Annotated in this window: 11 protein-coding genes; 10 read left to right on the top strand and 1 reads right to left on the bottom strand. The window is 74.3% G+C overall.

Annotated elements, in window-relative coordinates; all coding sequences use genetic code 11:
* The first annotated feature begins 288 nt into the window (after positions 1–288).
* From ACRYCC_RS20190 to ACRYCC_RS20155, 8 genes are all read left to right on the top strand, one after another.
* Positions 289–876 carry a nucleotide exchange factor GrpE gene (locus tag ACRYCC_RS20190; protein WP_433814254.1) on the top strand — a complete coding sequence of 196 codons (588 nt, stop codon included), beginning with the start codon at positions 289–291 and terminating at the stop codon, positions 874–876.
* A gap of 12 nt (positions 877–888) precedes the next feature.
* On the top strand, positions 889–2,472 hold the full coding sequence (locus ACRYCC_RS20185; protein WP_433814252.1) for an Hsp70 family protein: 1,584 nt from the start codon (positions 889–891) through the stop codon (positions 2,470–2,472).
* Between the two features lie 310 nt (positions 2,473–2,782).
* Positions 2,783–5,365 (top strand): SaeA-related protein, encoded by a 2,583-nt coding sequence (locus ACRYCC_RS20180; protein WP_433814250.1) that lies wholly within the window; start codon positions 2,783–2,785, stop codon positions 5,363–5,365.
* 43 nt (positions 5,366–5,408) lie between these two features.
* Positions 5,409–6,698 carry a TRAFAC clade GTPase domain-containing protein gene (locus ACRYCC_RS20175; protein ID WP_433814248.1) on the top strand — a complete coding sequence of 430 codons (1,290 nt, stop codon included), beginning with the start codon at positions 5,409–5,411 and terminating at the stop codon, positions 6,696–6,698.
* Between the two features lie 2 nt (positions 6,699–6,700).
* On the top strand, positions 6,701–8,683 hold the full coding sequence (locus ACRYCC_RS20170) for a GAP1-N2 domain-containing protein (RefSeq protein ID WP_433814246.1): 1,983 nt from the start codon (positions 6,701–6,703) through the stop codon (positions 8,681–8,683).
* 3 nt (positions 8,684–8,686) lie between these two features.
* Positions 8,687–10,441, top strand: coding sequence for a TRAFAC clade GTPase domain-containing protein (locus ACRYCC_RS20165; RefSeq protein ID WP_433814244.1), 1,755 nt, complete (start codon positions 8,687–8,689; stop codon positions 10,439–10,441).
* Between the two features lie 114 nt (positions 10,442–10,555).
* Positions 10,556–11,170 (top strand): PASTA domain-containing protein, encoded by a 615-nt coding sequence (locus ACRYCC_RS20160; protein ID WP_433814242.1) that lies wholly within the window; start codon positions 10,556–10,558, stop codon positions 11,168–11,170.
* A 92-nt stretch (positions 11,171–11,262) separates the two neighbouring features.
* Positions 11,263–12,189 (top strand): LLM class flavin-dependent oxidoreductase, encoded by a 927-nt coding sequence (locus ACRYCC_RS20155; protein WP_433814240.1) that lies wholly within the window; start codon positions 11,263–11,265, stop codon positions 12,187–12,189.
* On the opposite strand, the gene ACRYCC_RS20150 is transcribed toward ACRYCC_RS20155, so the two are convergent.
* The gene (locus ACRYCC_RS20150) at positions 12,176–12,811 is read right to left on the bottom strand and encodes a TetR/AcrR family transcriptional regulator (protein ID WP_433814238.1); all 636 of its coding nucleotides are present in this window, start codon (positions 12,809–12,811) and stop codon (positions 12,176–12,178) included. The genes ACRYCC_RS20155 and ACRYCC_RS20150 overlap by 14 nt on opposite strands.
* Positions 12,812–13,020: 209 nt before the next feature.
* On the opposite strand from ACRYCC_RS20150, the gene ACRYCC_RS20145 reads away from it, so the two are divergent.
* Together ACRYCC_RS20145 and ACRYCC_RS20140 are read left to right on the top strand one after the other, a co-directional pair.
* Positions 13,021–14,004, top strand: coding sequence for a phosphotriesterase family protein (locus ACRYCC_RS20145; RefSeq protein ID WP_433814237.1), 984 nt, complete (start codon positions 13,021–13,023; stop codon positions 14,002–14,004).
* A complete protein-coding gene (locus tag ACRYCC_RS20140; RefSeq protein ID WP_433814235.1) occupies positions 13,997–15,496 on the top strand; it encodes a class I adenylate-forming enzyme family protein in 1,500 nt (499 codons plus the stop codon). The genes ACRYCC_RS20145 and ACRYCC_RS20140 overlap by 8 nt, the downstream gene beginning before the upstream one ends.
* Positions 15,497–15,510 lie beyond the last annotated feature (14 nt).

Here is a 15,510-nt window from a genome sequence, read left to right as displayed (position 1 = left end):
TGCGGGCCCCGGCGGGACCCGCCCCCGAATCTCCGTGAACGTCTCGTGTCCCCAGGTTGCGACAGGCACGTTTCCCGGCTGTTACCACGTCGTATCAGCGCCGAGAACCATCGCCGGCCCCCGATTCGGACACGAAAGCACGGATCGGCCGTCTTCTCCACGGAGGCCTTCGAGTGGATATGTACCTTTCGGTCGCTCCACCATTCCTGTTGCGCCCGTCAGGAATGAGCAAAGAACATAAAGCATTCGCCTATCGTCGCGGGTAACGGCCCGTTAGGGTTGCTCCACGTGTCGAGTGCACAGGATCCCCCTTCTGACGATGATGTGCCGCCCGCCGAGGACGACTTCGCCGACGGCCCCTCGAGCGAGCCGCCGGCTCCGACCCTGTCAGAGATCCAGTCTGCTCTCTCCGGCCTCGTCACGGTGGTGGAACGCGAACACGAGCGCGCCGCCCACCGTGAAGCGATCATCGACCGGCTGCACGAGGACAACCAGCTGCTGCGCCGCGGCGAGCTGCAGGCCCTGCACGAGCCGGTGCGCAACGCGCTCTACCGCCTGCACGACATGGTCAAGCGCGAGGCCGTGCGCTGGGCCTCCGCCGAGCCCCCCGACCCCGCCCACGCCGCCGCGCTGCTGTCGGCGGTCACCGACGAGATCGCCGAAGCGCTGGCCCGTACGGGCGTCGAACGCTTCACCGTCAAGCCGGGCGACCCCTTCGACCCGGCCCGGCACCGGCCGGTCGGCAGCGAGCCGGTCACCGACCCCGGGCTGGACGGCACCGTCATGTCCGTTCTCACCGACGGCTTCGAAAAGGGCGAACAGGTCATGCGCCGGTCAGAGGTAAGGATCGGCAAGCTGCAGAACAACCCCGAATAGGTGGTGGGAGAGATGGCTGTCTACGGGATCGACCTGGGCACGACGTACTCGTGCATCGCCTGCATCGACGAGGTCGGCCGTCCGACGGTGCTGCGCAATCTGGAGGGCACCGACACCACTCCCTCGGTGGTCTACTTCGAGTCCGGCGACAACGTCATCGTCGGCGCCACCGCCAAGGACACCGCGGTGCTCGAGCCGGACAACGTGGTCAGCCTGATCAAACGGGACATGGGCACCGACGTCACCCGCCCGATCCACGGTTTCGAGTACACCCCCGAGGAGCTCTCGGCGTTCATCCTGCTCAAGCTGGCAACCGACGCGCGGACCACCAACGGCGAGGACGCCCGCGACGTCGTCATCACCGTGCCCGCCTACTTCGGCGCGGCCGAGCGGGACGCCACCCGCAAGGCCGGCCGGATCGCCGGGCTCAACGTCATCGACATCATCTCCGAGCCGATCGCCGCCGCCATCACCTACGGGGTGCTCAACCCGGAGCGGGACCGCACCATCCTGGTGTACGACCTCGGCGGCGGCACGTTCGACACCACGGTCATCGCGCTCAAGGGCGGCCACATCGAGGTGGTCTGCACCGACGGCGACCACGAGCTGGGCGGCGCCGACTGGGACGCGCGGCTGGTGGAGTACCTCGCCGAGCAGTTCCGGGAGGCACACCCCGACGCCGGCGACCCCCTCGACGACAAGCAGACCGAGCAGCAGCTCCGCCGCGACGCCGAGGAGACCAAGAAGGCGCTGACCACCCGGACCCAGCAGACCGTGCGCGTGATGCACGACGGGCGGGTCGCGGCGATCGAGGTGACCAGGGAGAAGCTCGAGGAGATCACCAAGGATCTGCTCGACCGCACCGTGGAGATCACCGGGCGTACGCTCTCGACCGCCGGTGAGAAGGGCGTCAGCGACTACGACGACCTGGTGCTCGTCGGCGGCTCCACCAAGATGCCCGCGGTGGCCGCCCGGCTGGCCAACGAGCTCGGCCTCAGCCCCCGGCTGCAGGACCCCGACCTGGCGGTGGCCAAGGGCGCGGCGCTGTACGCCTTCGAGGAGACGTTCCGCCGGCTCATCCTGCAGGGCGCCACCGAGCGCGCCGAGGAGATGGCGAGCCGGGCCGGGCTGTCCATGGACCAGCAGCGTCAGATCGCCAACCGGCAGATCAAGACCGTGGCCTCGCGTGCCTTCGGCATCGTGGTGCTCGACCGGGAGACCGAGAACGAAGAGGTCGCCCACCTCGTACGGGCCAACGACGAGCTGCCGGCCAGCCGCAGCGAGGACTTCTTCACCATCCACGACAACCAGACCGCGGCCGACGTCCGGGTGATGGAGCAGGCGGGCAGTGTCGCCTCCACCTCGCTCACCGACAACAACGAGATCGCCACCGGCGTCATCTCGATCCCGCTCGGCAAGAAACAGGGCTGGCCCATCCAGGTGACCTTCACCCTCGACTCGTCCGGGCTGCTGCACGTCGCGGCACTGGAGAAGGAGACGGGCGAACGCCTCGAACTCCAGGTCGACGTCGGAGGCATGTCCGAGGAGGACGTCGAACGCTCCCGGGCCACGCTGTCCCGCGTACAGGTGACATAACATGCGCGCTGTGTTCATCTGCCTCGCTCCGCTCGGCGGCTCGGGGCGCCTTGAAGGCGGCGCCTTCCCTCGTCACGTGCTCGCTCGTCCCTCGCTGCGCGCGCTCCTCAGTCCAGGCACCGCCGCGCCCCTCGCTGTGTTCCTCTGCCTCGCTCCGCTCGGCGGCTCGGGGCGCCTTGAAGGCGGCGCCTTCCCTCGTCACGTGCTCGCTCGTCCCTCGCTGCGCGCGCTCCTCAGTCCAGGCACCGCCGCGCCCCTCGCTGCGTTCCTCGGCCTCCCTCCGTGTGCTCCTCGCTCCCTCTAGACGGCCATGAGCTGGGACGAGGACTACAAGCGGCAGGTGCTGGAGCCGGCGCGTGACGCCGGGGACCAGCCGCCCGAGGACCTGCGGGTGCGCTACCGGCTGCCCGACCGGCTCGACCCGGCCGAGGTCGCGGCCCGGGTCAAGCAGGTCCGCCAGTGCTGGCGGCGGGCCCGCGGGCAGCTGAAGTACCGCAAGCTGATCGACCGGCTGGAGGCCGAGCACCGTGAGCTGGCCCCGGTGTTCGCCGCCGCCGAGAAGGGCGACCTGGGCCCGCTGACGGCCCGGCTGCGCGGCGGCGACGAGCGCACCGCGCGGCGCCGCGCGGACGCCCGCTCCCGGCTGCTGGACGCGGCGGGCGCCACCGGGATGCTGACCCCGGCCGAGCTGGAGGGCATCGCCCGGTCCAGCGGCGTCGGCGGCACCGACCTGGCCGGCCTGGCCGCGGCCGAGGGCGTCGACGTGCGGGAGCCCGACGTGCTGCCGGTCACGCCGCCGTACGCCGGCTATCCGAAGGCCCGCGAATCCCTGGACGTGCTGGGCCACCGGCACCTGGCCGAGTTCCTGTTCGGCGGCCGCCCGGCCGGGCCGATCCGGGTGCTCGGCGGCTTCCACGCCCCGGGCGTGCGGGTGGACTCCGCCACGGTCTCCCGGGTGGCCGCCGAGTGGGCCCGCCGGCCGCGCGACACCAGCTCCACCAACGCCGACACGGTGCTCATCGCCCTGCGCGGCTCCGACCTCGACGAGCTGATCCGCTACGACATGGTGGAGCGCCTGCGCGAACGGCACCGCCAGCGCGCCTCCGCGCGGGCGCTGATGGCCTTCGCGGTGGAGAACCTCGGCATCGCCATCGCCGAGGCGCGCCGGCTGGTCTTCGCGGTGTGCCGGGAGGGCGGTCCGGCGGGCGGCCCCGGCGGCCGGCTGCGGGAGCTCCTCGACGCCGGCGAGGTCTACGCCGCCGCCGAGCTGGCGGCCACCGCAGAGATCGATCCCGACGGGGACGCCGCGGTGCTCGCGGCCGAGGCGCGGCAGCGCGTGGCCACCGCCGTGCGGCTGCGCGACGAGGCGCTGGGCGAGCGGGACTCCGAGGCGGCGTGGCGGCTGCTCGCCGACGCCCTGCACCTGGTCCCCGACCTGCCCGGGGCCGAGGAGCACCAGCGGCGGCTCACCCCGCTGCCCGTACCGTCCCTGGAGGCCGTCCCCGCCGGCGACACGGTCCGGCTCATCTGGCCGGTCACCCCGTCGACGGCGGGCACCATCGCCTACCGGGTGGTCCGGCTGGCAGGGGCCGACGGCGCGGTCACCGAGCAGGTCGTCACGGAGACCACGGACACCTCCGTGTACGACGAGGAACCGCCGGTCAACGTGCCGCTCCGCTACCAGGTGCTGGCCTGCCGGGGCGAGGCGGTGTCGGCCCCCGTGGCGGCCGGGCCGGTCCTGGTACGGCCGGAGCCCTCGGGTGTCGAGCTGACCGCGGGCGACGGCGCGGTGCGGGGGCGCTGGACCTGCCCGCGGGAGGCGGCACGGGTGCTGGTGACGCGCTCCGACGGCCGTCCCGGACCGCCACCGGCCTCGATCCCCGCCGACCGGCTCGGCTGCGTCGACACCTCCGTGCACAACGGCACGACCTACCACTACCTGATCCGCGCGGTCTACCTCGACGAGCACGGCCGGGAGGAGCCCACCCCCGGCGTGCGGGTGTCGGCGACGCCGACCGCCCCGCCGGATCCGGTCGCCGCGTTCACCATCGAGCCCGAACCGCTGGATCCCGGCCGGTTGCTGATCGCCTTCGACGCCCCCCGGCACGGGACGGCGGAGGTGGTGATGCTGCCCGGCCCGCCGCCCTGGCCGTACGGTGCGCTGGTGCCCGCCGCCGACGTCCGCTCCGCCGCCCGGCCGCTGGCCGCCAGCCCCGCCGCGCGCGGGGTGGTCGTACGGCCCCGGGGCAACGGCGTCCTGCTCGTGGTGACCGTCACCGGGACCAGCGCCGTCATCGGGGCGCACCGGCGGCACATGAACCTGCCCGCACCGCGCGGGCTCAGCGTGCAGCGCCGGGGCGGGACGGTCCACGTGGGCTTCGACTGGCCGCCGGACGTCGCCGAGATGGAGGTGTCCTGCCGGGCCGGCACCGGCGAGGCCCAGCGGGTCACGGTGACCCGGGCCGGGTACGACGCCCAGGGCGGCGTGCGGATGCCCGCGCCGGAGGACGAGCCGGTCGAGGTGTCGGTGGCGGCGCGGGCCGGTGCGCTCGCGGGCAGCCCCGCGTCGACGACCGTGGCCGGGCGCGCGGTGGTGGAGTACGACCTCGACCGTGGCGGGCCGCCGTGGAGCCGGACGGTGACGGTGGCGCTGAGGGCGCCGCGGCCGGTACGGCTGTCGCGGCTGGTGCTGGTGCTGCGGGCGGGCCGGGTGATGCCGCAGCGGCCCGAGGACGGCGAGACCCTCGTGACCTGGACCGATCTGGACATCACCGGAATGACGCGGCTCACGGTTCCGCAGCCCAAGCGGAGCGGGCCATACTGGCTGCGCTGCTTCGCCGGCGACGAGTCGCTGGACCTGATCGATCCCCCGGTCCGGCGTCTCCAGTCGTGACCGACAGCCATCAGGAGGGTGCCTTGCCGCCAGTGTGGCGTTCGTGCAGCGAGACCTTCGCCTCCGGGCCCGGACCGGGAGCCATCCGCACGTGAACCGGGGCGACGAGACGCGCACCTCGGTCCCGCTGCGCAGGAGGGTGGCGCTCCCCGGCGCGCGCGGCGGGGAGCAGGTGACGTGCCCCTACTGCTTCGCCGCCGTGCCCCGGCAGCGCATCGCGTTCCGCTGCGTGGGGCGCGGGGGCCGTGGCGACGGCTGCGCCGCGGTGCTCGACGAGCGGCTGGCCGGCTACACCGGATCGACCGCCAACGCGTCGCTGCCGCCGGTCTTCGCCGCGCCGGGCCGGAAGAGCCGGGCCGACTGCCCGGACTGCGGCAAGCCGACCGGGCGCCGGGTCTGCCCGGAGTGCCACAACGCGCTCCCGTCCGCGTACTGCGACAGCTCGGGCCGCATCGTCGCGCTGGTCGGGGCCAAGAACGCCGGCAAGAGCACCTACATCGCGGTGCTGCTGCACGAGCTGATGAACCGGGTCGGGACCGAGCTCGACGCCTCCCTGGTGGCCTGCGACGACCGGACCATCGACCGCTACAAGCACGACTTCGCCCGGCCGCTGTACGACCTGCGGCGGCTGCTGCCGACGACCCCGAGCGCCGCCACCGCGCCCCGCGAGCCGATGGTGTTCCTGCTCACCCGTACCCGGGGATCCCGCTGGCGGTCGCGCGACCAGAGCCTGGCGCTGGTGCTGTTCGACACCGCGGGCGAGGACCTGCGCAGCCGCGACGTCCGTGATCTGCACCTGCGCTACCTCGAGGCCGCGGACGCGATCATCTTCCTGGTCGACCCGCTGGAGCTGGCCGGCGCCGAGTCCGCGCCGAACCCCGGCGCCCTGCCGTCCACCGACCCCGACAGTGAGCCGATCAACGTGCTCGCCCGGGTGACGGAGTCGCTGCGCCAGCGGCACGACCTGCGGCCCGGGCAGCGGCTGCGGATCCCGCTCGCCGTCGCGCTCACCAAGATCGACGCACTCGGCCCGGCGGTACGGCGGCAGTCGGCGCTGCACCGCTCCCGGGGCCTGCCCGGCCGGCTCGACCTCGACGACCGTGAGTCCGTGCACGAGCAGGTCAAGTCGCTGCTCGACGGCTGGCAGGCCGGGCAGCTCTCGCGCTATCTGGACCAGCAGTACCACGACTACGCCCTGTTCGGGGTGTCCGCGCTGGGCGGGGTGCCGCGGGACGGCGAGGTCGGTTCCGGCGGAGTCCGGCCGCACCGGGTGGAGGACCCGCTGCTCTGGCTGCTGTACCGGTTCGGCCTGCTCGACGGGGGCCGGGGATAGCCGTGGCCTGGCAGCTGCACTACACCTCCGCCCGGTCCGGGCCGACCGGGCGCGGCGGCTTCCAGTTCGTCGCCGGTTCCGCGGACCTGCCGCCGGGGCTGCAGGCGGCGGTCGCGCCGTACATGGTCTACCGCCCGCCGCCGGCCGCCCCGCTGTCGCCCACCACCGACGAGCTCGCCGGGTTCCCGGTGGCGCTCGCCTACGACCGCGTCGACGGGCACCCGCTGCTCGTGCGCTGCCGCTACCTGGGGCGGGACTACTCCGGCCGGTACGGCAACTTCTTCGCGCACGCGGTCATCGCCGAGCCCGAGGAGCTCGAGGGCCTGCGCCCGATCGAGCTCTGGCAGGCCCCGCTCTGGGACGACGCCCCCGGCGAGCTGACCGTGCTGGACGATCTCGCGCCGGGCGAGGCGGTCGACCCGGAGACGATCGGACGGTGGCTGGCCGGCACCGGCTCCTACGAGCTGCTGGCCCGCCTGCTCGACCACGTCACCACGATCCTGGGCCGCGGCCACGGCCGGCTGGTGCTGGTCGCCGACGACGCCGACCTGATCGCCCGGTGGATCGCGGTGATCGCCTACTCGCTGCCGGTGGCCGCGGCGGCCCGGCTCTCCTTCATCACCTACAGCGCCGACCCCGGCAACGCCCCGCAGCGGCTGGTCGGCACCACCCCGGACGTCGCCGCGACCCTGACCGGCGACGACCCGGTGCTCCGGCTCGACCGGCCGGCCCCGTCCGGCCGCCCCGGGCCCGGCCGGTTCGCCCGGACCGCCGCCGCGTGCTGGCGCACCCTCGACCTGGACGGTCTCGACGCCATCGGCGACCTCGCCGGGCCCGGCACGGGTCCCCTGCACCGGCTGCTCGACGAGGCCGCGGCGCTGCTGTCGCTGTGCCGCGGCGACCCGAGCGTCGGCGCGGCGGAGCAGCGGTCCGCCGCCGCGCTGCTGGCCCGGCACGGCCACGAACTGCCCCGCTGGGCCTGGGACGAGCTGGCCGCGGCGCTCCCCCGCGCCGGTTTCGAGCTGGCCGCCGCCTACGCGGACGCGGCCCGCGCCGCCGGGCTGCCGGCGGCGTCCGAGCGGGGCGCCGCGCGCTGTCTCGTGCTCGCCCTCGCCGACCCCGGCCTGGCCGATCGGCGGCCCGCGGGCGAGCTCACCGCCGGGACCCGCGAGGCGCTGGTGCCGGAGTTCGTCACGGCCCTGGCCGGCGCCGCCGGGCTCGGCGCGGTCGCGCACATCATGGGGCTCGCGCGGCGGGCCGGGGTCGTGGTGCCGCAGGCCGAGGTCGCCGCGGCCGCCGCAGGCCGTGCGGCGGCCAGGAGGGAGCCGCCCACCGTCGAGGTGTGCGCGGCGCTGCTCGACCACTGCGGCGCCGAGCTCATCCGCCATCCGGTGCTGTGCGAGCTGCTCTCCCGGGCGTTCACCGCCCTGGCCGCGGACGGCGAGGAGGAGCTGACGTCGGCGCGGACCGTACGGCTGGCCGAACGGGTCCGCGACCTGCCGCCCGGCCCCGGCCCGGCCGCCCGGACGCGGGCCGACGCGTCGGCCGTTCTCGCGCACGCGGACGCGGTACGCGCCCGTGACCCGGTGCGGGCCGCACGGTACGTCACCGAGCTGGGCGCGCTGTCGGCGCGGGCGTCCGATCCGCTGATCGACCAGATCTTCACCGCCGGCGCGCGGCGGCTCGCCGCGCGGGAACCCGCGTTCCGGGCGCGCCTGCTGGCCGCCGCCGGGCCGGTCCGCGACCGGCTGGCGGCGGGCTGGCTGGACGGCCGGCTGGACCGGCAGGCGCGCGGCGAGCTGGTGTCGGTCGCGCTCCGGGTGCGCCGGCTGGGCGTCGCGGTGCCGGCCCTCGACGCGTGGGCCCGGGAGCAGGCCGGGCGGCGGCTCGGCTACCTCCAGCTCGACTCCTTCCTGCGGGACGACCCGGAGCTGCGCGCCGAGCTGCGCGAACTGCGCTCCGGCGACCCGGGACCGGAGGGCTGACCGGTGCAGATCGCCATCATGGTGCTGCTGGTGGCCGGGTGGATCCTCATCCTGGCCGTGGGCCTGCTCGTCGTCCTGCCCGTGACGCTCGTCCTCGCCACGGTGACGGTGCTGGGCGACTACTACCTCCAGGCCTGCCGCGTGCTGGTCTCCCGGCAGGCCAAGGGCCCGTCCGTGGTCGAGCAGCCGGAGACCGCCTACCGGCACTACCTGCTCGGCCAGGTGTGGCGGGACTGGCGGGTGATCGCGCGTACGGTGGCGCCGCGGGCGGGCAACGTCGTCGCGCTGGTCCGGCACCGCACCGTCCAGGCCGCGAAGGGCGGCCCGCGGGGGTTCTTCGCCGTTCCGCTGTGGCTGGGGGTCTGCGCCGGCCTCGTGCTCGCCGCGCTCCCGGTCGCCGCGCTGGCCCTCGTGCTCACGGCGATGTACGCGGTCGTCGTCGCGGTCGGGCTGGCCGGCTGGCTGATGTGCGTCCTGGCGCTGGGCGCCGTCGAGCGGGTCTTCATGGCCTACGGCCGGGTCCTGCAGACCTGCCCGCACCCGTCCTGCTACGAGAAGATCGCGCTGCCGGTGTACGCGTGCCCGTCGTGCGACCGGCGGCACCGCCGGCTGACCCCCGGCCCCGCGGGCGCGTTCCGGCACGTGTGCCGGTGCGGTACCCGGCTGCCCACGACGATCCCGCTGGGCCGGTTCCGGCTGACCGCGTACTGCCCGCACTGCGAGCGCAGGCTGCCCGAGCGGATCGGCCGGGTGCGGGTGGAGCCGCTCCCGTTCATCGGCGGCCCCGCGGCGGGCAAGACCACCTTCATGTTCCTGGCCATCCAGGCGCTGCACGCCCGCAGCAGGAGCATCGGAGGCCGGGTCGCGTTCGTCGAGCAGCGCCACCAGCAGGCCTACGCGGGGGCGGTGGAGGAGTTCCGCCGGGGCGGGCAGCTGGCCAAGACCGGGCCGGAGCTGCCGCTGGCCACGATGGTCGACGTCGAGCTGCCGGGCGCCGGGCACCGGATCCTCTACCTCTTCGATCCGGCCGGCGAGCACTTCGCCGGGGCCTCCCAGGTGGAGTCGCTGCGCTACCTCGACCACGGCGAGGCCCTGCTGTTCGTGGTCGACCCCTTCGCGCTTCCCGAGGTCCGCCGGACGCTCACCGAGGCGGAGATCGTCCACTCCGCCCACTCCTCGGAGGAGGACCCCTCCGACACCCTGCAGCGGGTGCTCAACGAGCTGCGGTCCCGGCCGGACCGGGGCCGGCAGAAGCGGGTCGCGGTGGTGGTCACCAAGACCGACCTGCTGGCCCGGACCGGGATCGGGCACGGGATCACCGGGCATGCGCCCCCCGCGGTGCCCGGCCGCCCCGCCGCCGACCCGGACCGCGCCGTGCGGGCCTGGCTGGAGCGGCTGGGGCTGGGCAACACCACGCGGACCCTCGACCAGCTGGCGGCGCAGGTCCGGTACTTCCCCTCCGGCCTGGACACCCCGCCCGCGGAGGTGTACGACCTGCTCGGCTGGGTGACCGGGCTGTCGCTCAACGGGCGGCCGGACGCGCCCGCGGCGACGCCGCCGTCATGGGGGCGCTACCAGGGCCGGCACGAGGCCGAGGTGCCTGGGACGGCGCCGCTGCGCGACCCCTGGCGGCCCACCGGCCGGGACGCCTCGCTGGTGCCGCGCGGCTACCAGAGCGGCCGCTGGGCCATCCTGACCGGGCTGTCGCTGCTGAACCTCGCGGCCCTCGCGGCGGCCCTGGCCTACTTCGCGGCCTGACCCGGCCACCGCGGGCACGAATACGCCCGCCGCCGCGAACAACCGGTGTTCCCGGCGCGTCCCATTGCACGAGTCCCCTCGCGGGCTCACGCCCGGCCCCCGGCAGGAAGGGGCATGGAAATGCCCGAGCACCCCGACCAGGAGATGTCCACCCGCGCCATGCTCCTCCTCGGCGCCGGCGGCACCCTGGTGGTCACCGCCGTCCTCGGTCTGTCCCTGCTGTCAGGGGTGGGCGGGAAGGCCGGCCGGGCGGATCACCCCCCGCCCGCCGAGACCATCGCGGTGCCGGCCGCCGCGGGCACGGCCGGGTCCCCCGGCGCCACCCCCGGGAGCGGCCTGCCGGCGGGCGGCGCGACCGTCCCCGAGCTCGTCGGCGTGGACTCCATGACCGCGACCGCCCGGCTGGCCGGGCGGCGGCTCTCCGTCGCGGCCGTGATCCGGGTGCCGTCGGCGCTGGCGCCCGGCCAGGTCGTGCGGACCTACCCGCCGGCCGGCGCCACGGTGCCCGCCGGCGGCCACGTCACGCTGTACGTCGCGGGCACCGCCACCGGCACCCGGGTCGCCGTGCCGTACCTCATCGGGGTGACCGCCGAGGAGGCCCGCAGCATCGCGGCGCAGTACGGGCTGAGGCTGGTCATCCTGCGGGGCACCGCCACCGTCTCCGCACAGACGCCCGAGCCCGGAGCGATCGTGGTGCGCGGCTCGGCCGTCCTGGTGAGCCTCGGCTGACCGGCCCGCCGAGGGCGGCCCGGCCCACTGCGTTGCTTGAACGAACTGACCCGGTCTAGGGTCGAGGGGTCGGCTCACGGCTGGAGGCCCACATGATCATCAGAATCGGCTTCGCTCCGGGCGCGGGCGGGCTGCCCGGTCAGGACGGTCTCGTGGCGCTGGCCCAGGGTCTGGAACGTGAGGGCTTCGACTCGCTGTGGGTCTCCGAGCGGGCCACCACCGAGGCCGAGGACCCGGTGGTCACACTCGCGTTCGCCGCCGCGCTGACCTCGCGGATCAAGCTGGGCACCGCGGTGATGACGCTGCCCGGCCGCCCGCCCGCCCTGCTGGCCAAGCAGTTGGCCAGCCTCGACCGGCTCTCCGGCGGGCGGCTGCTGCCTGCCTTCGGGCTGGGGCTGCGGCATCCCGCGGAGCAGCAGGCGTTCGGGGTGCGCCGGGAGGAGCGGGTCGCGCTGTTCGAGGAGGTGCTGCCGCTGCTGCGCCGCTTCTGGGCCGGCGAGGCGGTCACCCATCACGGTCCCCGCTACCACTACGAGGGGCTGCGGGTGCCGCCGGCCCCGGCCGGCGGCGGCTTCGACGTGTGGATGGGCGGCGCCTCGGAGCCCGAGCTGCGCCGGACCGGCAGGCTGTCGGACGGCTGGCTGGCCGCGTTCACCACCGCGGCCGAGGCCGAGCGCGGCCGGGAGACCGTGCTGCGGGCGGCCGCGGAGGCCGGGCGGGAGATCGAAGAGGAGCACTTCGGCGCGGTGGTCCCCTACCGCCGCGGCGTCCTCCGCCCGCCGGCCGAGGAGCGGCTGGCCCGCTCCCGGGCGGTCCTCGGCCCGGCCCGCCCGGACGAGGTGGTGCCGGACCTGGAGTCGCTCGAGGCCCACCTGCGGCGGCTGATCGGTGCCGGGCTGTCGAAGTTCGTCCTCGTCCCGCTGGACCGCCAGGGGAGCTGGGACCGCGAGCTGGCCGACGTCCGCGACGCCGTGCTGTCCCTGCAGACGGTGCGCGGCGCCCGCCTCACGACCTCGTGACCGACCGCTCCCCGGCGGGCTCCAGGGCGGCCAGCACGAACGCCGACAGCTCCGCGGCGATCTCGGCCGGGGACTTGGAGCCGCCCGCCCGGTACCACACCGGCATCTCGTTGATCATCCCGAAGACGATGAGGGTGACCGTGCCGGCCGAGGCGACGGTGGAGAACACCCCGTCCCGCTGAGCGTCCTCGATCACCTTGCGGAAGGCCACGTGGTAGCGGCGCCGGTCGGCCCGGATCGCCTCCATCCGCCGGTCGTCGAGCTTGTTCATCTCGCGGACCCACACCTTGACCTCGTCGATGTAGCCGGCCGTGCTCTCCACCAGCTCGGCGATGAGCGCGCGCACGGTCTCCCTCGGCGGCAGCCGCGCCGCGAGGACCCGGTCGAGGTCGGCGAGCTGGCGGGCGATCAGCGTGTGGTAGATCTCGAACAGCAGATCGTTCTTGGAGCCGAAGTAGTGGTACAGCGCGCCCTTGGTGACGGACGCCTCCTCGACGATCTCCTGGACCGAGGTGCCGTCGAAGCCCTGGTCGGCGAACAGCCGGATGGCCGCGGCGAGGATGCGCCTCTCCACCGGGCTGACCCTGACCCGGGCCTGGGCCACCTGGTCGTCGTCGGCCATGCCCCACCCCCCTCATCGAAACACTGAGGCCCCCATCCTCCCAGAGACCGACCAGTCGGTATGTAGCCCGGTACCCGGCCGCCGGGAATCCCTGTGCATCATTTGGGTTTCCGAACGCCTACAGGATCGGCCGAATCATTGACGTTGGGGGCCGGGCAGCCTAGCTTCGGCTGATACCGACCGGTCGGTATGCGCCAAGGAGGAACGCGATGCCCGCAGTCGAGGCCGTGCGAGGCCCCGTCGAGGTGACGGATCTGGGACCGACCCTGATGCACGAGCACGTCTTCGTCCTCAGCCCCGAGCACGTGCAGAACTACGGCGCGGGCGGCTGGTGGGACGAGGAGGAACGCGTCGCGGACGCGGTCACCAAGCTCAGGGCGCTGGCCGGCAAGGGCATCACGACGATCGCCGACCCCACCGTGTGGGGACTCGGCCGCTACATCCCCCGGATCCAGCGGATCGCGGACCAGGTCGAGGGCCTGAACATCCTCGTCGCGACCGGCATCTACACCTACCACGACGTCCCGTTCCAGTACGAGCACCGCGGTCCCGGGCTGCTGGTCGACGGGCCGGAGCCGATGGTCGCCGACTTCACCCGCGACATCGTCGAGGGCATCGGCGACACCGGCGTCAAGGCCGCGTTCCTCAAGTGCGCCATCGAGGCGGCGGGGCTGACCCCGGGCGTCGAGCGCATCGCCCGGGCGGTCGCCCGCACCCACCGGGAGACCGGGGCGCCGATCACCGTGCACACCTCCAGCCCGGCCGAGGCGGGCCGGCTGGCCGTGGACCTGTTCGGCAAGGAGGGCGTCGACCTGACCAAGGTCGTGATCGGCCACGCCGGTGACAGCAACGACCTCGACTACCTGATGGCGCTGGCCGACACCGGCGCCATCCTGGGCATGGACCGCTTCGGCATCGACCTCTTCAACTCCACCGCCGACCGGGTGGCCACCGTGGCCGCGCTGTGCGACCGCGGCTACGCCGACCGGATGGTGCTCAGTCACGACGCGAGCTGTTTCATCGACTGGTTCGCTCCCGATCCCCAGCGCCTGCGGGAGGTCCTGACCCCGAACTGGCACTACGAGCACATCAGCGACGACGTGCTGCCCGCGCTGCGCGAGCTCGGCGTCACCGAGGCACAGCTGGATCAGATGCTGGTCCAGAACCCCAGGCGTTACTTCAGCCATGTTTGACACCGGCGGGGTCGTGCGCGGCCCGGACGGGATCGCCCGTTACGAGGGGCTGCCCCGCAGCCTGGTGCACATGCTGCGGGCGACCGCCGACGCGCTGCCGGAGCGCGAGGCGCTGGTCGAGACGGGCGGCGGCCCGCGGCTCACGTACCGCGAGCTGTGGGACCGCGCCGCCCGGGTCGCCGGCGGTCTGCGCGCCGCCGGGATCACGCCGGGCGACCGGGTGGCGATCCGGCTGGGCAACGGCGTCGACTGGGTGCTGGCGTTCTTCGGCACCCAGCTCGCGGGGGCGATCGCGGTGCCGGTGAACACGAGGTTCACCGAGGACGAGGCGCGCTATGTGATCGAGGACAGCGGCGCCTCCCATGTCTTCACGGGGGGCCCGCTGCCGGACGGCCCGCCACTGGCCGCCGACGACGTCCAGGCCGACGACCCGGCCGCGATCTTCTACACCAGCGGCACGACCGGGTTCCCCAAGGGCGCGGTCACCACCCACGCGAACTTCCTGTCGAACTGCGAGAGCTGCCGCCGGGCCATCGGCATCACCGCCGGGGACCCGATCCGGACGCTGGTCTCGGTACCGCTGTTCCACGTGACCGGCTGCAACAGCCAGTTGCTGGTCGCGTGCCACCTGGGGGGCACCACGGTGATCATGCCGCAGTTCGAGGTGGACGCCTTCCTGCGGGCCATCGAGGACGAGCGCATCGACGTGCTGACGACGGTGCCCGCGATCTACTGGCTGGCGATGAACTCCCCCGGCTTCGCCGGCACCGACGTCTCCGCCGTCCGCTACCTGTCCTACGGCGGGGCGCCCATCGCGCCGGAGCTGGTCGGCCGGATCATGCGGGCGTTCCCGCAGGCCCGGGTGGGCAACGGGTTCGGGCTGACCGAGACCTCCAGCCTCACCACCTACCTGCCGCACGAGTACGCCGTCGAGCACGCCGACTCGGTGGGCTTCCCGGTCCCGGTCTGCGATCTGCGGCTCGACGACCGCTTCGACGAGAAGGGCGTCGGCGAGCTGCTGATCCGCGGTCCGAACGTGGTCGCGGGCTACTGGAACAAGCCCGAGGCCACCGCCGAGGCCTTCGCCGACGGCTGGCTGCGCACCGGGGACATCGCCCGGATCGACGGGGACGGCCTGGTGCACATCGTCGACCGCGCCAAGGACATGATCAATCGGGGCGGGGAGAACGTCTACTGCGTCGAGGTCGAGAACGCGCTGGCCGGGGCGCCCGGGGTCTTCGAGGCCGCGGTCGTCGGCGTGCCCGACGAGGTCATGGGCGAGAAGGTCGGCGCGGTCATCGTGCCCATGCCCGGCGGCGTCGACGTCGAGGCCGTGCTCGCCCACCTGTCCGGGCGGCTCGCGGACTTCAAGGTCCCGCAGTACGTGGCCGTACGAGCCGAGCCGCTGCCCCGCAACCCCGGCGGCAAGGTGCTCAAGCGCCTGATCCGCGACGACCTGCTGCCGGGCGGCCCGCCGCGCTCCGGCCCCTGACTGCTCCCCCGCCC

Source organism: Actinomadura scrupuli (assembly GCF_050971785.1).
Lineage (GTDB): Bacteria > Actinomycetota > Actinomycetes > Streptosporangiales > Streptosporangiaceae > Actinomadura_E > Actinomadura_E scrupuli.
The sequence above is the reverse complement of the archived record's forward strand: the minus strand, read 5'-3'. Positions and strand labels throughout refer to the sequence as shown.